The 18,541-nt window shown below is 33.1% G+C and carries 18 protein-coding genes; 8 read left to right on the top strand and 10 right to left on the bottom strand.

Features of this window, described 5'->3' with window-relative positions:
• Positions 1-21 precede the first annotated feature (21 nt).
• Positions 22-2,184, top strand: coding sequence for a T9SS type B sorting domain-containing protein (locus GQ47_RS18440; RefSeq protein WP_051951651.1), 2,163 nt, complete (start codon positions 22-24; stop codon positions 2,182-2,184).
• 2 nt (positions 2,185-2,186) lie between these two features.
• Positions 2,187-2,537, top strand: coding sequence for an MmcQ/YjbR family DNA-binding protein (locus GQ47_RS18435; protein ID WP_035651640.1), 351 nt, complete (start codon positions 2,187-2,189; stop codon positions 2,535-2,537).
• Between the two features lie 95 nt (positions 2,538-2,632).
• Here GQ47_RS18435 and folK read toward each other — a convergent pair whose 3' ends face one another.
• Complete coding sequence (folK, locus tag GQ47_RS18430) at positions 2,633-3,766, bottom strand: 2-amino-4-hydroxy-6-hydroxymethyldihydropteridine diphosphokinase (protein WP_035651638.1); 1,134 nt, start codon at positions 3,764-3,766, stop codon at positions 2,633-2,635.
• A 169-nt stretch (positions 3,767-3,935) separates the two neighbouring features.
• On the opposite strand from folK, the gene sppA reads away from it, so the two are divergent.
• The 3 genes from sppA (at position 3,936) to GQ47_RS18415 (ending at position 9,420) form a co-directional block, all read left to right on the top strand.
• Positions 3,936-5,693, top strand: a complete 1,758-nt coding sequence (gene sppA / locus GQ47_RS18425) for a signal peptide peptidase SppA (RefSeq protein WP_035651636.1) — start codon at positions 3,936-3,938, stop codon at positions 5,691-5,693.
• 15 nt (positions 5,694-5,708) lie between these two features.
• Positions 5,709-6,656: an alpha/beta hydrolase gene (locus tag GQ47_RS18420; RefSeq protein ID WP_035651634.1), complete on the top strand. Its 948-nt coding sequence runs from the start codon at positions 5,709-5,711 to the stop codon at positions 6,654-6,656.
• Positions 6,657-6,819: 163 nt separating this feature from the next.
• The gene (locus GQ47_RS18415; RefSeq protein ID WP_035651632.1) at positions 6,820-9,420 is read left to right on the top strand and encodes an AsmA-like C-terminal region-containing protein; all 2,601 of its coding nucleotides are present in this window, start codon (positions 6,820-6,822) and stop codon (positions 9,418-9,420) included.
• A 48-nt stretch (positions 9,421-9,468) separates the two neighbouring features.
• Here GQ47_RS18415 and GQ47_RS18410 read toward each other — a convergent pair whose 3' ends face one another.
• Both GQ47_RS18410 and GQ47_RS18405 read right to left on the bottom strand, forming a co-directional pair.
• Entirely contained in the window at positions 9,469-10,551 is a 1,083-nt protein-coding gene (locus tag GQ47_RS18410) for a glycosyltransferase family 9 protein (protein ID WP_035651630.1), read from the bottom strand.
• A 262-nt stretch (positions 10,552-10,813) separates the two neighbouring features.
• Positions 10,814-11,608 (bottom strand): DUF2797 domain-containing protein, encoded by a 795-nt coding sequence (locus tag GQ47_RS18405; protein ID WP_035651628.1) that lies wholly within the window; start codon positions 11,606-11,608, stop codon positions 10,814-10,816.
• Between the two features lie 239 nt (positions 11,609-11,847).
• Here GQ47_RS18405 and GQ47_RS18400 point away from each other — a divergent pair, with 239 nt between their 5' ends.
• The 3 genes from GQ47_RS18400 to GQ47_RS18390 all read left to right on the top strand — a co-directional run bounded on the left by GQ47_RS18400 (position 11,848) and on the right by GQ47_RS18390 (position 14,270).
• Complete coding sequence (locus GQ47_RS18400) at positions 11,848-13,359, top strand: GH3 auxin-responsive promoter family protein (protein ID WP_035651625.1); 1,512 nt, start codon at positions 11,848-11,850, stop codon at positions 13,357-13,359.
• A 48-nt stretch (positions 13,360-13,407) separates the two neighbouring features.
• Positions 13,408-13,626, top strand: coding sequence for a redox-active disulfide protein 2 (locus GQ47_RS18395; RefSeq protein ID WP_238568013.1), 219 nt, complete (start codon positions 13,408-13,410; stop codon positions 13,624-13,626).
• 62 nt (positions 13,627-13,688) lie between these two features.
• Positions 13,689-14,270, top strand: coding sequence for a hypothetical protein (locus tag GQ47_RS18390; RefSeq protein ID WP_035651622.1), 582 nt, complete (start codon positions 13,689-13,691; stop codon positions 14,268-14,270).
• Between the two features lie 151 nt (positions 14,271-14,421).
• On the opposite strand, the gene serB is transcribed toward GQ47_RS18390, so the two are convergent.
• The 7 genes from serB to GQ47_RS18355 all read right to left on the bottom strand — a co-directional run bounded on the left by serB (position 14,422) and on the right by GQ47_RS18355 (position 18,528).
• A complete protein-coding gene (serB, locus tag GQ47_RS18385; protein WP_035651620.1) occupies positions 14,422-15,651 on the bottom strand; it encodes a phosphoserine phosphatase SerB in 1,230 nt (409 codons plus the stop codon).
• 157 nt (positions 15,652-15,808) lie between these two features.
• Entirely contained in the window at positions 15,809-16,246 is a 438-nt protein-coding gene (locus tag GQ47_RS18380; protein ID WP_035651618.1) for a VOC family protein, read from the bottom strand.
• Between the two features lie 54 nt (positions 16,247-16,300).
• Positions 16,301-16,738 (bottom strand): SRPBCC family protein, encoded by a 438-nt coding sequence (locus GQ47_RS18375; RefSeq protein WP_035651616.1) that lies wholly within the window; start codon positions 16,736-16,738, stop codon positions 16,301-16,303.
• A gap of 2 nt (positions 16,739-16,740) precedes the next feature.
• Positions 16,741-17,148, bottom strand: coding sequence for a VOC family protein (locus tag GQ47_RS18370; RefSeq protein ID WP_035651614.1), 408 nt, complete (start codon positions 17,146-17,148; stop codon positions 16,741-16,743).
• 122 nt (positions 17,149-17,270) lie between these two features.
• A complete protein-coding gene (locus GQ47_RS18365) occupies positions 17,271-17,675 on the bottom strand; it encodes an SRPBCC family protein (RefSeq protein WP_035651611.1) in 405 nt (134 codons plus the stop codon).
• Positions 17,676-17,693: 18 nt separating this feature from the next.
• Positions 17,694-18,098, bottom strand: a complete 405-nt coding sequence (locus tag GQ47_RS18360) for an SRPBCC domain-containing protein (protein ID WP_035651609.1) — start codon at positions 18,096-18,098, stop codon at positions 17,694-17,696.
• A 19-nt stretch (positions 18,099-18,117) separates the two neighbouring features.
• Positions 18,118-18,528 (bottom strand): VOC family protein, encoded by a 411-nt coding sequence (locus GQ47_RS18355; RefSeq protein WP_035651606.1) that lies wholly within the window; start codon positions 18,526-18,528, stop codon positions 18,118-18,120.
• Positions 18,529-18,541 lie beyond the last annotated feature (13 nt).

The raw sequence follows: 18,541 nt of genomic DNA, 5'->3' as shown, positions 1-18,541 counted from the left end.
TTAAAAAATGTAATTTTAAATATGAAAACCAAATTCTCTTGTGACTATACGATGGCAATTGTACTACTATTTTGTAATACATTATTTGCCTTTAAAAACACGCCTTTGTATGAACGGGAATTAAAAAAAGAAAACAAACCTAAACTTACAACGGCCGCATCTATAATCACTGCAACTGGAAATCAAGTTTATTGTCCGCAAAGCAGTATAAAAATTGTAACTGACGTAACAATCAGCGCAACAGAAGAAATTAATGCAGTCTACATTCAAATTTCTTCAGGATATATAAATAACGAAGATCAATTAAGCCTAATCGGTACACATCCTAATTTAATTTCTAGCTGGAATCCTGATTCAGGAACACTTACTATTTCGAACAACGCAGGAAAAACAGCTTCACTTTCTGAATTCATTTCGGCCATAAAAGCAGTTGAATTTAGAAATAGTTCCGTAAGCCCAAGTGGAATCAGAAATTTTTCGATAAGCTTGGGACAAGCCAATTATTTACCTTCATCAAAACATTATTACCAATTTGTTTCCAGTCCAGGAATTTCCTGGGGCGATGCTAAAAGAGCTGCAGCTGCGAGCAAATATTATGGACTTCAAGGCTATCTCGTAACTATCACAACTTTAGATGAAGCAATATTTGTTGGAGAACAGCTTTCTGGCACAGGATGGATTGGAGGAAGCGATACTAGAAAGGAACCTTATTGGCGATGGGAAACCGGCCCTGAAGAAGGAACTGAATTTTGGTACGGCCGAGAAAGTGGCTCTACTACAACTTTTGCTTATTGGAATGATTTCAAAGAACCAAATAATGGCGGTGAACTAGCCCTGATAGGAGTTGAAGATTATGCCTATATCACACCGCCCGGATATGGCCAAAAAGGAAGATGGAACGATGCTTCTCTTTATGGAAGTTCAGATCCAACAAATGTAAATTATCCGAGAGGATATATTGTAGAATATGGTGGAATGCCGGGAGATGTTTATCCTCAAATAAGTGCAAGCACCTCGTTGACCATGCTTTCCATTACCGAAACAAAAGCTCCAGACATCTGCGGATCTGGAACTACTCTATTAGAAGCCAAAAGCTCAGCAGGAACAATAAATTGGTATGCCGATGAAACAAGCACTGGCATAATAGCAACCGGAAATAATTTTACGACTCCTGTTTTAAATGCAAGCCAAACGTATTATGTTGCAGCCGAATTTGAAGGCTGCGTCACTAAAAGAACTGCTGTTGCAGCAAGAGTAAATGTAGTTCCAGAAGTAACTTCTGTTTCAAATCCCGAGCCTGTTTGCGGTTCTGGAATCTTCTTTTTAGAAGCGACTGTTTCTGCCGGTGAAGCAAACTGGTATGATTCAAAAACAGGTGGTTCTCTTTTAGGAACTGGTCCTTTGTTTGTTACGCCTAATATTTCAGCAAATACAATTTATTATGCTGAAGCCAATAATAACGATTGCCGTTCTGTTACGCGAACCCCAATCGAAATAAAAGTCTATCCACTTCCTGAAGTACAAGATGAAGTAGTCGTTTTGTGCGCTCCTAATTCGGTTACATTGGACGCTGGAATCAGCAATATGAGTTATTTATGGTCAACAGGAGAAACCACTCAAAAAATCATCATTTCTCAATTAGGAACATATTTTGTCGTCGTAACTGCCTCTACTTTGGGTAATTGTACAAATCAAAAAAACATCAAAGTAATTGAACTTCCTGCACCTGAAATTCAAAAAATTGAAGTTGATAATAGAACCGTAACTATTATTCTCAGCAATCCTGAAAGCTATTTTGAATATTCTATTGACGGAATAAATTTTCAGAATTCTAATGTTTTTGAAAATGTTTCTGGCGGTTTGCAAACCGCTTATGTGAGAGAAAAAAGTGGTTGCAAAACGGTTTCAAAAAGTTTTATTGTCCTAATTTTCCCTGCATTTTTCACTCCAAATAATGACTCTTTCAATGATGTTTGGGAAATAACAGGATTGGACAATTATCCTAAAGCCCAAATTACTATATTTGATCGCTACGGAAAATTGTTAGCACAATTAAGTGCTTCAAAAATGAGCTGGGACGGGACTTTCAACAAAATGCAGCTTCCGGCATCCGATTATTGGTACACCTTAAAAATTGATGAAAATCATCCTGTTGTAAGAGGGCATTTTTCATTAAAAAGATAAAAATGGATATAGAAACAATTCGCGAAATATGTCAAAAACTGACTGGAACAACAGAGGATATAAAATGGGATCATGATCTTGTTTTTTCAGTGGGAACCAAAATGTATTGTGTTGTTGGCCTTGACCAAAATCCAACTTCGGCTTCTTTTAAGGTTTTGGATGAAGAATTTGAAGAAATGAGCAGCAGACCAGGATTTAAACCTGCTCCGTATGTTGCAAAATACAAATGGGTTTTGATTGATGATATTACTCGAATGAAAAAATCAGAATGGGAAAAATACATTCAACAGTCGTATCGTCTTGTTCACGAAAAATTATCTGCAAAACTGAGAAAACAACTTGGAATATTATAATTAGATAATGTGTCAATTAGAGAATTAGGAAATGCTCTCGAAACCGCATAAAAAATTATCTAATTTTCTAATTGGCATATTTCCTAATTGAGGTTTTACCCTATTTTTTTCTTGATTTCGCTTAAAATATAAAGATAATCTTCATGTTTTTTTACAAAATCACGATCTGAAACATCGATTATCAAAACATTCAAATCGGTTTGTGATTTAATATAATCCAAATAACCTGTATTGATTTTTTCCAAATAACTAGCTTCTATATTTTGTTCGTAACTGCGGCCACGTTTTTTAATATTCTGAAGCAAACGTTCTGTGTTTTGATACAAATAAATATACAAATCGGGTTTTGGCATTTCTTTGTAGATAATATCGAACAGGTTTCTGTACAAACGATATTCGTCTTCTCCAAGTGTAATTTTGGAAAAAATCAGTGATTTAAAAATATGATAATCAGCTACAATAAAATCTTTAAATAAATCAAACTGTTTTAAATCATCGGCTAATTGCTGGTAGCGATCGGCCAAAAAAGACATTTCTAACGGAAATGCATATCGGTTCTGATCCTTATAAAATTTAGGCAAAAACGGATTATCTGCAAAACCTTCCAAAACTGTTTTAGCATTAAAATCTTCAGCAATTTTATGAACCAATGTTGTTTTACCGGCACCGATATTTCCTTCAAAAGCAATATAATTGAAGTTTTCCAATGCAATTTCCTGTAACGGACTTTTCAAATTCTGAACGGCTGTACAAACGCTGTCATCTGGAGAAACAGCTATTAATTCTGGAATAGTTTTTTGAAGAACAGGATGTTTCCAATCTAACTTTAAATCCTGAACCGGCAATAAGACAAAATTTCTGTTTTGCATCAGCGGATGCGGAATTTGCAATTTTTCAGTTTCTATAATTTCATCATCAAAAGAAATTAAATCAACGTCGATAATTCGGGATTGATATCCCTCTTGATTGGATCTGATTCTTCCTAATTGTTTTTCAACTTTTAAAACCTGATTTAATATTTTTTGTGCCGATGAAGTACTGTGCAAAAGAAGCGCACAATTATAAAAAGCATCACTTTCAAATCCCCAGGCAGGAGTTTCATATAGTTTTGAAACCCTGATAACAGTTCCTACTTCCTGATGTATTAAGGCAATACAACTTTCAATATTTGCTAATCTGTTTCCCTGATTGCTTCCTATAGATAAAACGACTTGATGCTGTGACTTCATAATTAATGCAAAGTAACTAAAACTATTTTAGAATTGAATACATTATTTAGTTGGTTTAAAAAATGTAGAATCAACAAATATTTAATAAATCGTATAACGGAGTTAATTCGTATTTAGATATATTTGTAACGAAGCAGTCTTTTTTGCTACTTATTAAAAAAATATACTTATGAAATTTTTAGGAAATGTAATTGCCACTGTAATTGGTATTTTTGTATTTATCATGTTATTCTTTTTCGGAGTAATCCTTATTGGGGCTATTTTTGGAGGAGATGATGCGGTTTCCGTAAAAAGCGATTCGGTTATCGAACTGAATTTAAAAGATATTAAAAATGACTATGCCGGAAAGTATAAGGATCCTTGGGTAACAGTTTTTTCAGAACAAAAAGGAATCGGAATCTCTGACGTTATCAATGCTATTGAAGCTGCAAAAACAGATGACAAGATTAAAGGAATTTCTATTTTAAACGATGAATCTTCGCTTGGTCTTGCTCAATACAAAGACTTAAGAAATGCACTTGAAAGTTTTAAAAAATCTGGGAAATTTGTTTGGGCTTACGCCAATACTTATTCGCAAAAAGAATACTATTTGAATTCTGTAGCCAATACTGTTTATATAAATCCTGCTGGTGATTTAGATTTCAAAGGCCTTTCGTCTGAAGTAATGTTTTTTAAAGATTTCCAGGACAAATCTGGAATTCATATGGAAGTTATTCGTCACGGAAAATATAAAAGTGCGGTAGAACCATTTTTAGAAAATAAAATGAGCGATGCCAACAGAGAACAAGTTACTGCTTTATTAAATTCTATTTGGGCGACAGTTTCTGCTGATATTTCAAAAAGCCGAAATATTCCGCTTCCGAGATTAAACGAAATTGCAAATGGTTTGCTTGCAAGAACTCCAGAATTGGCAAAAGCAAATGGTTTGGTGGATATTATAGCTTATGAAGATGTTTATCATAACGCAATCAAAAAACAGTTAAAAGTAACTGGCGATGACGATTACAATAAAATTTCAATTGAAGATTATACTCAAAACAATGTAACTACAGCGCTAAGCAATACAGCAACAGACGAAATCGCAATTATTTACGCTCAAGGCGAAATTGAAAGCGGCGAAGGTGATGTTACCGTTATTGGAGAAGGTTCAATGCGACGCGCTCTTCAGGAAGCAAGAAAAAATGATGACGTAAAAGCAATTGTTTTAAGAATTGACAGTCCGGGAGGAAGCGCTTTAACTTCAGATTTAATTTGGAGAGAAATTGAAGTAACTAAAAAAGTAAAACCAGTTGTTGTTTCAATGGGTAATTACGCAGCTTCTGGCGGTTATTATATTGCCTGCAACGCTGATAAAATTTTCGCAGAAAGCAACACGATTACAGGTTCTATTGGGGTTTTTGGAATATTGCCAAACTTTAGTCCGTTAGCGAATAAATTAGGAATCAATTCTGAGCAAGTAAAAACACACGAAAACTCGGCTAATTATAGTCCGTTTGTTCCTGTTGATGAAAAATTCAAAGCTTTTACTTTAGAAGGTGTTGAACATATTTACAAAACCTTTGTAACGCATGTTGCCGAAGGTAGAAAAATGACTTTTGCCCAAGTTGATTCCATTGCTCAAGGAAGAGTATGGTCTGGAAGTCAAGCTTTGAAAATTGGTTTAGTAGATAAAATTGGTGGTTTGAATGACGCTATTGCTGAAGCTGCGAAAATGGCTAAAATAAAAACATACAGCACTCAAAATTATCCAGAATACGAAAAAACATTTGGTGATATTTTATCAAAAATGCCTTTTGCTAAGTCCAAAGAAGCTTTTATAAAAGAAGAAATTGGAGAAGAAAATTATCTGATGATTGAACAGATTAAAAAACTTCAAAAACAAAAAGGAGTTCAGGCGATGATGCCTTTTGGAATTAATATTAAGTAATTCAAATCTTAAAAAATGAAAAAGATATTTTTGTTTTTGAGTGTTTTATTTCTTTCTGTAACAAATGCGCAAAACGCAAAGCAAGACACTTTTAAAGAAACCAATGTAACTTTAAAAATCAATATTGATCAGCTTTACGGAACATTAACCGTTCCTGATGTTACCAAAAAATGTCCTGTTGCTTTAATCATTGCAGGTTCAGGACCAACGGATCGAAACGGAAATAATCCGATGATGAAAAACAATTCACTGAAAATGCTGGCGGAAGCTTTAGCAAAAAACGGAATTGCATCTTTACGATATGACAAAAGAGGAATTGGTGAAAGCAAAGCTTCAGCTCCAACAGAATCGGTTTTGGTTTTTGAAAATTATACCGAAGATGCCAAAAGCTGGATTAATTTTTTAAAGCAAGACAAACGCTTTTCTCAATTGATTGTAATTGGACATAGCGAAGGATCATTAATTGGAATGATAGCCGGAGCAAAAGCAAATAAATTCATTTCGATTGCCGGCGCTGGCGAATCTGCCGACAAATTATTGAAAGAGCAGATTTCTTCAAAATCAAATAAGCAGATTGAAGACATGACATTTCCGATTATCGACAGTTTGAAAAGTGGTAATAAAGTAAACAAAGTTGATCCTCTTTTAAATTCGCTTTTCAGACCAGGTATTCAGCCTTATTTGATTTCGTGGTTTAAATACGATCCGCAGACAGAAATAAAAAAGTTAACGGTTCCTGTTTTAATCATTCAGGGAAATAAAGATTTGCAGGTAAATGTTGCAGATGCTGAAAGTTTATCAAAAGCAAGCAAAAATGCTGAATTGGCAATTGTTGACAAAATGAACCACATTTTAAAAATTATTGACGGCGACAATAAAGCCAATTTTGAAAGTTACAACAATGAAAACCTTCCTATTTCGGAGGAATTAACTAATAAAATTGTATCGTTCATCAAAAAATAAAACAACGTTAAAAAGCAAATCCGTTTGAATGTATCAAGCGGATTTTTTATTTCCGTAAAAATAATCCATTTCTTACTTTTTAAGAAAACTTTATCTTCACCCTTTGGCAAAAAAAACTATTTTTGCAATATCCGATTTTAAGTAAACCCTCAAATCTATAAATATGTTTAAGAAAATTTTAAAAGTAACCGCCATTGTAATTGTGGTTTTTGTGGCCGCCCTATTCGCCATTCCTTACTTCTTTAAAGACCAAATCAAAGCAAAGATTTCTGAAGCAATTAATGAAAGTGTCGATGCCAAAGTAAGTTTTGCAGATGCCGATTTAAGTTTGTTCCGAAACTTTCCAAACGCCGCAGTCGGGATTGAAAAACTGGTGATAATCAACAAAGCTCCTTTTGAAGGTGATACTTTGGTTTCATTAGGACAATTAAACTTGAAAATGAGTATTAAAGAGCTTTTTAAAGGAAAAGATGAGCCTTTAAACATTCAGGGAATTACATCTGAAAATGGTTTGATCAATATTATTTTCAATAAAGATGGTGTTGGAAACTTCGATATTGCTTTAAAAGACAAAAAAGAAGAAACCAAAGATGAGAATAGCAAACCGCTTTCTTTAAAAATTCAAAATTACAAAATTGAAAATTTTACGTTCAGATATATCGATCAGGGATCTAAAATCAAAATGGTCATTGACAGTTTGAACCACGAAGGAACTGGAGATTTCACTAACTCAAAATTAGACTTGACTACAAAATCGACTGCAAAAGTATCTTTGGATATGGATAAAGTAAATTACATGAAAAATGTAAAATTGACTTTAGATGCTGTTTTAGGAATAGACCTTGATAAGAGCAAATATACTTTTAAAGAAAATAAAGCTTTAATTAATCAATTGCCTTTAGAGTTTGACGGATTCATTCAAATGACGGACAAAGCTCAGATTTATGATTTAAAGTTTAAAACTCCAACATCTTCATTTACAAACTTTTTAGGTTTGATTCCGTCTGCTTACGCTGCCGGTTTGGATGGCGTAAAAACAACTGGAGATTTTACCGTTTCAGGTTTTGCAAAAGGAGAATTGACAGATACAACAGTACCAAAATTCAATATTGCAATTGCTTCAAACAACGGTTCATTCCAATATCCGAACTTGCCAAAATCAGTTCAAAATATTGTAATTGATACAAAAATCATCAACGAAACAGGAATTCTAAATGATACCTACGTCAATTTAGACAAACTGACTTTCAGAATTGATCAGGACGTTTTCAGCGCTAAAGCAAGTATCAAAAATATTACGGTAAATCCAATTGTTGATGCCGCTTTAAAAGGGACAATCAATTTGGCCAATCTTTCAAAAGCATATCCAATTAAAATGGATAAACCGCTTGCAGGTATTTTAAAAGCTGATGTTACTACAAATTTTGATATGGCTTCTGTAGAAAAAAGTCAATATCAAAACATTAAAAATGCAGGAACGATGAGTTTGTCAGGATTTAAATATACGGATGAAAACAATAAATCGATGAACATCAGCATTGCGCAGGTCGAGTTCAATCCGAGTAAAATCAACCTAAAACAGTTCAATGCTACAACAGGAAAAAGTGACATTGCCATCAACGGAATTTTAGAAAACTTCTATGGTTTCATGTTTAAAAAACAGGAATTAAGAGGAAACTTCAACATGAGTTCAAATCAATTAGCGGTTGATGATTTTATGACGGCGGGCGAACCTGCAAAAGAAGAAACAAAAACAGCTGCAAAACCAGCTGAGGCAATGAAAATTCCTGCTTTCCTAAACTGTACATTAAACGCAAAAGCAAATACTGTTTTATATGATAACTTAAAACTAAAAGATGTTTCTGGAAAACTGATCATTAAAGATGAAAAAGCACTTTTAGAGAACTTTAAAACATCGATTTTTGGAGGAACAATTGGTTTGACCGGAGCGGTTTCTACAAAAGAAAAAGTACCAACTTTTGATATGAATTTAGGTTTTAACCAAGTTGATATTGCGCAGACTTTTACACAATTAGATATGATGAAAAAAATTGCTCCTATAGCAGGAATCATCAACGGTAAATTGAATTCTACTATCAAATTGAATGGAAATCTGGATGCTAATGAATTGACTCCGGATCTAAAATCAATTTCGGGAGATTTGCTTGGACAATTGCTTTCGACAACTGTAAATGCTAAAAATTCAACTTTACTTAATGCACTTGGTTCAAACATTAAATTTATTGATATGAACAAAGTGAATTTAAATGATATTAAAGCCGCTTTGACTTTTGATAACGGCAAAGTAAATGTAAAACCTTTCGACATTAAATATCAAGATATTAAAGTTACAGTTGGCGGAACTCACGGTTTTGACCAAACAATGAACTACAACTTGAAATTTGACGTTCCGGCTAAATATTTAGGAAGCGAAGCAAATGCTTTCATTGCAAAAATGTCACCTGCTGATGCTGCAAAACTGGAAAATATTCCAATTAATGCCTTGATCACTGGTAATTTTTCTAGCCCAAAAATCAGCACTGATATGAAAGCGGCTGTTAGCAGTTTAGCGACTCAGGTTGCAAATCAGCAAAAAGAGAAATTAACACAAAAAGGAACTGCTGCTTTAACGGATTTAATCAATAAAAACACAAAAGCAAAAGATACTACGCAAGCTGCAAAAACAGAAAAAGAACAAAAAACTCAGGAAGTAACCAAAAAAGCAAGTGACCTGCTTAATGGATTATTTAAGAAGAAGAATTAAACAAAAAAAGGCATCCGAATGGATGCCTTTTTTTTATGTTTTAGTTTTTTATATTGCTTTTGAATAGCTATTTAATTTACCGTTATTCAAAATCGAATTTATAGTTTTTGTATATTCTCTTTCTGTATAATTATTGATATCTATTGCGATGCTGCAATTATCATAAGGCTCATATTTTTTAATGTTTGCACCAGAAAATAATCCTATAGTTGGAGTTTGTACCGAACTTGACAAATGCATAATACCGCTGTCAGCACCGATAAATACATCTCCATTTGCAATAACAGATCCTATCTCACGAATATCTTTACTATAAAATGTTGGCGCTTTAAATCCAATTTGTGAAACATTTTCGACAGGCAAAACTTCGACAATATTGTAATCTTTATATTCTGTTGTTATTTGTTCGTAGAACTTCTCCCACCAATCTTCGGAAAGACATTTTGCTCCGGTCGCATAAGTAAAAATGAAAATTGTTCTTTTATCATTGTTTACCAATTCATTTAAAATCTTTCTTCCATTGGCCACTTCAGAAGCTGACAATTTTAAATCTAAAGGAGCAATTATTTTATTGCTGTTTGTAAATAATCGCAATTTTGTTAAATAATGTCGGAAATTATAAACCGGATATTTTGCAATATGCTCAAAATCCTTTTTTTTCTCAGCCTGTTCATCTATTGCATCTCCAAAGAATTTATATTTTGCATTTGAAAACTGAACCGCCAATCTTCCTGATGAAGAGTTTTGATCCACATTGATCACCATATCATAGGATTCATTTTTTATTGAAATCCAAACCTTTAAATATTCAAATAAACTTTTAAAAGGCTTTTTAGGCAAATGAATTGCTTTATTTACGACAGAGTAATTTTCAAAAATAATGGGTGCTAATGTGCCTTTTACGAATAAATCGATTTTACAATTTGGAAACGTTTCAGCAACTTCCTGAACGAGAGGTGTGATCAATAAAAGATTACCTAATCTTCCGTTGGGTCTGCAAATCAGGACTTTTTTGATTTCAGCTTTATCAACCAAAATAAAATCATCCTGCATTTTTGGTTTCCCAATGTTCTTAGTCAAATTGCGCATTATGTTGCGTCTGTAAACATTTACTTTGCTTAAAACACTCATCTATTAAATAATTTACGAATTATTAAATCTTAAATTTAATTTTAGAAATAAAACCTGAAATGATTTGAACTCAAATCTAAGGTCTTTTATTTTTTAAAATTAAATTCTTCCAATAAGCATTTGTTACAAAATTGTAACCAAATGTATTAACATTCACATATTTATGTTCTTGGAAATTGACTTAAAATTACAGCAAATTATTTAATAATCAACAACTTAATATACTATTAAGCAAAAAACAATCGACGGTTAAGAGAATTTTCTAGACGTTTATTGTGACAACATAACCTTCAGAACCGCGAACATTAAAAACAGTTCCGTTCTCAAATAATAAATACTGCCCTTTAATTCCAACCAGTTTTCCTTGAAAAGAAGGTGTCTTATCTAAATTCAAACTATTAATTTTTGCCGGGTAATTTAGTACTGGATAATTTAATTCGTAAACATCATTTTTTTGACTATAAAAATAATCCTTTACTTCAGCTGGAATTAAGTTCTCCACTTTTGCTTTCTCAACGATAAGATCGCATGTTTCTGATGTAGCTTGAAGCATTTTTCTCCAATTTGTTTTATCTGTATAATGATCTTTTAGAGCGACTTCGGTAATTCCGGCTAAATATCTATTCGGAACCTCAACAATAGAAATTGCCTGAGTTGCGCCTTGATCAATCCATCTTGTCGGAACTTGAGTTTTTCTTGTTACTCCTACTTTTACTTCAGTTGAAAAAGCCAAATACACGATATGGGGCTGTAATTGTACCTGAGATTCGTATTCTAAATCACGATCTGCAATTCCTAAGTGAGCGGTACTCAATTCAGGTCTCATAATCCAGTCACCAACTGCGGCGCTCGAATAAAAACAATCGTAGCAAAAACCTTGTCTGTATATTTTTTTCTTTTTCCCGCAATTTAAACATTGAAAACCCACAAAATTTATCTCAATATCTTTATTCAATAATTGATTCATACTTAAGAAACTATCTTCGAAAACCAAATAATATTGAATTGGATTTCCCATTTCAGTCTGCATTTTTGTAAGTACTCCTTGATATTGCATGTGATTTTTAATTTTAAATTGCTAATTTTAGATTTGTAACAACTCCGAGAAATTAGAGTTTTTATTGTTAAATTTCCAATTTATGCATTGGAATCTTTGTCTCAAATAGGACTATTTTTGCAAAAAAATACTATTTTTGATACAAGGACAAAGTTAATGTTTGTCTACCGATATTCAAATCTTAAATTTATGAGTTTTGCTTTTTGAGCAAAAATTCAAAATCTAAAATAAAAATCTTCATGCCTGTATCTATCATAAATTCTTTCGCATCTTGGGTCCTTAAACAAAGGATACACCAAATCGAGCTTTTTCTAAAATATCCGAATGAAGTTCAGGAAGAGCTATTGCATAATTTATTGACGGCTTCAGAAAATACTGTTGTGGGGAAAAAATATGATTTTGCATCGATAAATTCATACAAGACTTTTAGCGAAAGAGTTCCCATTTCGACGTATGAAGAATTACAGCCTTTAATTGAGCGCACGCGTCAAGGCGAGCAAGGCGTTTTTTGGGAAACACCAATAAAATGGTTTGCAAAATCAAGTGGTACCACAAATGCCAAAAGCAAATTCATTCCGGTAAGCAACGAGGCTCTTGAAGATTGCCATTATAAGGGAAGCAAAGATTTGCTCTGTTTGTATTTGAATAATAATGAAGATTCTGAATTGTTTTTAGGAAAAAGTCTTCGCTTGGGCGGAAGCTCTCAGATTTACGAAAACAATAATACTTTCTTTGGCGATTTATCGGCAATTTTGATTGAAAACATGCCTATTTGGGCTGAATTCAGCAGTACGCCAAGCAGCAAAACTTCGCTTATGAGCGAATGGGAAAGCAAAATCGCAGCGATTATAAATGAAACCAAAAACGAAAATGTAACCAGTTTTGCAGGAGTTCCGTCCTGGATGTTGGTTTTAATGAATAAAGTTTTAGAAAATACCGGCAATCAGAATTTGCTCGAACTTTGGCCAAATCTTGAAGTTTACTTTCATGGAGGTGTAAGTTTTTCTCCTTATAAAGAACAATACAAGAAAATTTTACCAAGTTCTGATTTTAAATACTATGAAATTTATAACGCTTCCGAAGGCTTTTTTGCTATTCAGGACTTGAATTATTCTAGCGATTTATTACTGATGCTGGATTACGGAATTTTCTACGAATTTATTCCGATGGACACTTTTGGAACTCTCAACCAAAAAGTAGTACGTTTAACAGATGTTGAACTCAATAAAAACTATGCCATCGTTATTACTACAAATTCTGGTTTATGGCGTTACTTAATTGGAGACACCGTTCGATTTACTTCCTTAAATCCTTATAGAATAAGAGTTACAGGAAGAACCAAACATCATATTAATGTTTTTGGAGAAGAATTAATGGTTGAAAACACCGATCAGGCGATTGCTAAAGCCTGTCAAATAACACAAACTGAAGTTATCGATTATACGGTTGCTCCTATTTTTATGCACGACAAAGAAAAAGGTGCGCATGAATGGATGATTGAATTCAAGAAAAAACCGGCTGATGTTGGTCTTTTCCAAAAAGTGCTCGACGAGACTTTACAGACTTTAAATTCTGATTACGAAGCGAAACGCTACAACAATATGACATTAAATCCTTTGGTGATAAATGTTGCGCGCGAAAACTTATTTTATGATTGGTTGAAAGAACGTGATAAATTAGGTGGACAACATAAGATTCCGAGACTTTCGAATCAGAGGGATTATTTGGAACAGTTGAAAGAAATGTGTTAACAAACTAATTATACTTAATAGAACTTGAAAAAAACGAAATTCAGCGAAATGAGCACTGAAGAGCTGATTAAAAATCAAAAAGCACTTAAGACCGTGAATACCATTTTTGGCGTTGTATTACTGATGCTTTTTGCTCTTAACATATTCATTATTTTTATGAAAGGTTTCAGCGCTATGAATGTTGTTCCAATTGCTCTATTGCCAATTCTTTTCTTGAATTTGAATAATTTGAAAGAAATTAAAAAGGAATTAGATTCGAGGAAATAAATTTCAAAGAGTCCCGTATAAAATTCGGCAAAATTTAAACCTTAAATAATGGAAAATTAGAAATGAAATCAGTCGAAAAAATACAAAATTTAATTCCCTTGGGATATTTGTTTCTTGTCATAATGGGAATCATGAAAGAAAGTGTTTTTTATTATCAACTGAAAATAAACATTTTGAAATATTCCACAATTATGGACATATTGATAAGCCCGATTGCTGATTTAACATCAACTCCTATTCTAATGTTGGGATTCATTTTTTTTATAATTGTGATACTTCTTATTCTAACATTCGCTTATCATAACCGTAATAAAAGTTGGATAAAGAAAGTTTTCAATATTAATGAAAATGGGTTATCAAACGAAGCACTCAAAAGTAAACTAACTAAATTCTTTTTAATCGCCATAAGCTTAGGAATACTAAGTTTTTTTCTAGGATTGGGAATTGGTGGCGGAATGAAAATGGCGAAAAAAATCAAGGAGAATAAATTAGTTTACAAGCAGAAACTAACCTTTACTACGGGAGAAACTGAAAATGTTTTTTTAATAGATGCTAATAGTGCATATTATTTTTATCTCACTCCAAAAAGCAAATCAGTACAAATTGCTCCGATCGGTGCAATTAAAAATATTGTATTAAATTAAGAAAACCACACAACAGGTGATTATGAAATAAAAAAACCTCAGTTCTTTCTTTAAAAACTGAGGTTTTGTTTTATTTTGATTGTCGAGCTACTTGTGAGATCTCCCGTTCCTCGGGATGACAAGATTATCGTGAATCATCATCATGAAAATATTACATCATATCAATATATCGATCGTGATATCCTAAAAGATATAAAACTCCATCAAGACCTAAACTTGAAATCGATGTTGAAGCACTTTCTTTTACTTTTGGTTTTGCGTGGAAAGCGATTCCTAAACCAGCTAAGTTAAGCATTGGTAAATCGTTTGCTCCGTCTCCAACTGCTATTGTTTGATTGATGTGGATTCCCTCTTTTTCGGCAATTGCTTTTAGTAATTCGGCTTTCTTTTCTCCGTTTATAATATCACCTAAATATTTACCGGTTAATTTACCGTCTTTAATTTCCAGTTGATTGGCGTGAACGTAGTCGATTCCTAATTCTTTTTGCAGATAATCTCCAAAATAAGTGAAACCTCCCGAAAGGATCGCAGTTTTATATCCATAATATTTAAGCGCTTTCATCAAGCGATGTGCGCCTTGGGTAATTGGTAAATTTATGGCAACATTTTGTAAAACTTCTTCACTCAAACCTTCCAGTAAAGCCATTCGTTGTTTGAAACTTTCGTTGAAATCAATTTCACCATTCATCGCCGACTCAGTAATTGCACGTACCTGATCGCCTACTCCATTTAATTCTGCCAATTCGTCAATAACTTCGGTTTGGATTAAAGTCGAATCCATATCGAAGCAAACCAAACGACGGTTTCTTCTGTAAATATTATCTTCCTGGAACGAAATATCGACATTTAAAGTTCTTGAAATCTCCATAAAACTTGCCGTCATGACAATTTTATTTACAATTTCGCCTGTAACCGATAATTGAATACAAGAACGCGGATATTCTTCTTTTTCAACAATTGAAGTTCTTCCTGTTAATCGTATAATCGAATCAATATTCAGATTTTGATCTGACATAATTTTAGTCACTGCCGCCAATTGAGAAGCTGCCAGTTTTTCTCCTAAAATATTGATAATGTAGCGTTGTTTAGATTGTGATTTTACCCATGTTTCGTAGTCTTCGATAGAAATTGGAATAAATTTCACTTTGATTTCTAGTTCGTAAGCCTTGAACAATAAGTCTTTTAAAACGGGTGCTGAAGATGAACCTGCAGCAATTTCAAACAAAATTCCTAAAGAAAGTGTATCGTGAATATCGGCCTGACCGATATCTAAAATATTAGCATCATAAGCCGCCAATACAGCTGTTAAACCTGCTGTAACTCCTATTTTATCGTGTCCTGAAACTTTTAATAAAATAATTTCTTTATCCTCTATTGCCATTTTTTCTTTATTGATTTTGAAGCGACAAAAATCGGCAATCTATTGGTGATAAAAAAGAATAATCTTTGTTTTTTTTGCAAACAAAAAGCGCATATACATGCGCTTTTTGAAGTAATTTAACAATTATGTTCCGCTTTTAGAATAACATAACTTATTGTTATTTAGCTGGCTGATTTTCATCAAAGTTTACCATCCAGTTGATTCCAAACTTATCTTTAAACATTCCGAAATAAGCGCCCCAAAATGTTTTATTCAAAGGCATTTCTACTTTTCCGCCTGCTGAAAGTCCGTTAAAAATTCGATCTGCTTCTTCAGTACTTTCTGTATTGATCGAAATTGAGAAGTTTTCTCCAAAAGGCAAATCGCCAAATCGTGTCGAACTGTCGCTTCCCATTAAAATAGTATCACCAATTGGCAATGAAACGTGCATAATTCTTTCAGCATCTGCTTCAGAAACTTCGTCACAGCCTTCTTCTTTAGGCATGTCTTTAAATTTTCCGATATATGGAAATTCACCTCCAAAAACGGATTTGTAAAATAGAAATGCTTCTTCGCAATTTCCATTAAATAATAAATAAGGGTTTACTGCTGCCATGATTTTTTTATTTAATTGTTGATTGTTAATTATAAATTTTTGATTCTCTTTATTCTATTTCTCTGCTAATTCTTTTGCTTTCTCCAAGCCTTTTGGAAAAGCTTCTTTAAAATAATCAATATACTTTTCGACAACATCAACTTGGGCCGTCAAATCAGTAAATTCATTATCTGGCGTTAATCTATAGGTTTCCATTGCTCCACTCCATTTTTTTGTTTCTTCGTCAAGAGGCAGTTCTTTAAAATCTTTAATTTCACCTATATGTTTGAAAGCCATATATTCATTTGGAATTTTAGTTTCGATAATGCTGTTCATTCCTTCGCCGCTTGGTGACATAAAATGTATTTTGTCACCTTCATTCCAATCACTTATTGCATACGAACCTTCACAAAAAGCGCCCGTCCATTCTCTATAAGTGGCATCGTTCCATAAAATCTCCCAAACTTTTGGAGAAGGAGCTTTAATTCTAATTTTAAATTCCAATTTTTCCATAACTACGATAATTTACTAAAATCCATAAACAAAACATTCCAGCGATGTCCGTCTAAATCTGCAAATCCAAAGCCATACATCCAACCCTGGCTTTCTGCTGGTTCTGCAAAAACAGTTCCGCCGGCCTCAGTCACTTTCTTGGCTAATTCGTCAACTTCTTCTCTGCTTTCTGCATCAATTGAAATCAGAACCTCAGAACTTGATTTTGTATCTGTAAGAGCATTTTGCGAAAAACTTGAAAAAAGCATTTCTTCAAAAAGCATCACCACAAAATGTCCTTCGCCAACCACCATGCAAGTAGAACTTGGCGTATCGTGCTGTTCATTGAAAGAAAAACCTATTTTCCAGAAAAAATCTTTCGCTTTTGCAATATTCTTAACAGGCAAATTCAACCATATTTGTTTTGTCATTTTTTTGATTTTTTTGTGTTAAACAATTTATTTTAAAACATTAGTTATGTAAGTCAATTTGAGTTTAATCTGTATTACAATCTTTAAACCTCTGCACCATTGAGGTTTTGCACCTAAAAAAACTAATTATTTTCAATATAATTTTTAAAATTATCTAAAATCGCCTGCCAGCCTGCGCGCTGCATTTCTTCAGGATTTACTGTTTCGGGATCAAAACTTTCAACGATTTCAACACCTTCTCCTGTTTGGGTAAAAGTAATTTCAACTTTTCTTCCATCAGCCATAACATACGAAAGCGCTTCATTTGGTTTCACCAAAGTAAATTCACCTTCAAAATCAAAGCTCATACTTCCGTCTTTTGCCGCCATTGTCGATTTGAATTTTCCTCCTTCTCTCACATCAGCTTCTGCGTAAGGCGTATGCCAGTCTGGAGAAGCAAAACTCCATTTTGTAATATGTTCCGGCGTATTCCAAAACTTCCAAACTTTTTCTGCAGATGCATTAACCGTGCTTTTTATTGTAATCATTATATATTAAATTTAGTTTTAAAATTTTTCTGTATATTTTTTAAAGTTATCAATTACATCTTGACACCATTGCTTTTGCATGCTTTCAGAATCCATTTTATTTGGCTCAAATATTTCAGTAATTTTTACGCTTTTTCCAAAATCCTCAAAATGAATACTTCCGATTCTGTTATCTGAAAGTTTGTATTCTATTAATCGAAACTTTTCAACTTTTATATAGATTCCCTCAAAATCAAAATTTTCGGTTTTATCTTTTGATGTCATTTCATACCTAAACTTTCCTTCCGCTTTCAAATCATTTTCGGCAGAACTTGTATACCAATTATCAAAAGCAGTATTCCAGTTTTCGATGTGTTTTGGTGTAATCCAAAAACCCCAGACCTTTTCTATTGATGCATTAATTATATTTTGAACTGTTATCATTATTGTTCAATTAAATTGATTACATCTCATTTCGTATTTTGCTTTCATCCATATAGAAAACTTCCCAATGATGATTGTCAACATCTAAAAAAGTTCTTTGATACATCCATCCATAATCTTTTGCTGGAATATAATCTACTCCACCCGCTTTAATCGCTTTTTCTATTATTTCATCTACTTGTTCACGAGAGTCCAAAGAAATTGAAATTAGAACTTCGCTGGTTGTAGCAGCATCGCAAATTTGTTTTTCGGTAAAGGTTTTATAAAACTCTTCAACCAAAAGCATCACAAATATATTTTCGTCAATAACCAAACAAGCTCCTTTTTCATTTGTGAATTTTGGATTAGTCGAAAAACCTAATTCATTATAAAAAGCCACTGCCTTATTTAAATCTTTTACGGGAAGATTTAAGAATATCTTTGTTTTCATCTTTATAAAATTA

The sequence above is a fragment of the Flavobacterium sp. ASV13 genome (genome assembly GCF_000745775.1).
In the GTDB taxonomy this organism is placed as follows: Bacteria; Bacteroidota; Bacteroidia; order Flavobacteriales; family Flavobacteriaceae; genus Flavobacterium.
Note: the sequence above shows the minus strand (reverse complement) of the source record. Positions and strands in the feature narration are given on the sequence as shown.

Excerpts from the sequence above, each read along its gene's own strand:
- GQ47_RS18440 (WP_051951651.1), top strand. The coding sequence starts at position 22 with ATGAAAACCAAATTCTCTTGTGACTATACGATGGCAATTGTACTACTA.
- GQ47_RS18435 (WP_035651640.1), top strand. The coding sequence starts at position 2,187 with ATGGATATAGAAACAATTCGCGAAATATGTCAAAAACTGACTGGAACA.
- folK (WP_035651638.1), bottom strand. The coding sequence starts at position 3,766 with ATGAAGTCACAGCATCAAGTCGTTTTATCTATAGGAAGCAATCAGGGA.
- sppA (WP_035651636.1), top strand. The coding sequence starts at position 3,936 with ATGAAATTTTTAGGAAATGTAATTGCCACTGTAATTGGTATTTTTGTA.
- GQ47_RS18420 (WP_035651634.1), top strand. The coding sequence starts at position 5,709 with ATGAAAAAGATATTTTTGTTTTTGAGTGTTTTATTTCTTTCTGTAACA.
- GQ47_RS18415 (WP_035651632.1), top strand. The coding sequence starts at position 6,820 with ATGTTTAAGAAAATTTTAAAAGTAACCGCCATTGTAATTGTGGTTTTT.
- GQ47_RS18410 (WP_035651630.1), bottom strand. The coding sequence starts at position 10,551 with ATGAGTGTTTTAAGCAAAGTAAATGTTTACAGACGCAACATAATGCGC.
- GQ47_RS18405 (WP_035651628.1), bottom strand. The coding sequence starts at position 11,608 with ATGCAATATCAAGGAGTACTTACAAAAATGCAGACTGAAATGGGAAAT.
- GQ47_RS18400 (WP_035651625.1), top strand. The coding sequence starts at position 11,848 with ATGCCTGTATCTATCATAAATTCTTTCGCATCTTGGGTCCTTAAACAA.
- GQ47_RS18395 (WP_238568013.1), top strand. The coding sequence starts at position 13,408 with ATGAGCACTGAAGAGCTGATTAAAAATCAAAAAGCACTTAAGACCGTG.
- GQ47_RS18390 (WP_035651622.1), top strand. The coding sequence starts at position 13,689 with ATGAAATCAGTCGAAAAAATACAAAATTTAATTCCCTTGGGATATTTG.
- serB (WP_035651620.1), bottom strand. The coding sequence starts at position 15,651 with ATGGCAATAGAGGATAAAGAAATTATTTTATTAAAAGTTTCAGGACAC.
- GQ47_RS18380 (WP_035651618.1), bottom strand. The coding sequence starts at position 16,246 with ATGGCAGCAGTAAACCCTTATTTATTATTTAATGGAAATTGCGAAGAA.
- GQ47_RS18375 (WP_035651616.1), bottom strand. The coding sequence starts at position 16,738 with ATGGAAAAATTGGAATTTAAAATTAGAATTAAAGCTCCTTCTCCAAAA.
- GQ47_RS18370 (WP_035651614.1), bottom strand. The coding sequence starts at position 17,148 with ATGACAAAACAAATATGGTTGAATTTGCCTGTTAAGAATATTGCAAAA.
- GQ47_RS18365 (WP_035651611.1), bottom strand. The coding sequence starts at position 17,675 with ATGATTACAATAAAAAGCACGGTTAATGCATCTGCAGAAAAAGTTTGG.
- GQ47_RS18360 (WP_035651609.1), bottom strand. The coding sequence starts at position 18,098 with ATGATAACAGTTCAAAATATAATTAATGCATCAATAGAAAAGGTCTGG.
- GQ47_RS18355 (WP_035651606.1), bottom strand. The coding sequence starts at position 18,528 with ATGAAAACAAAGATATTCTTAAATCTTCCCGTAAAAGATTTAAATAAG.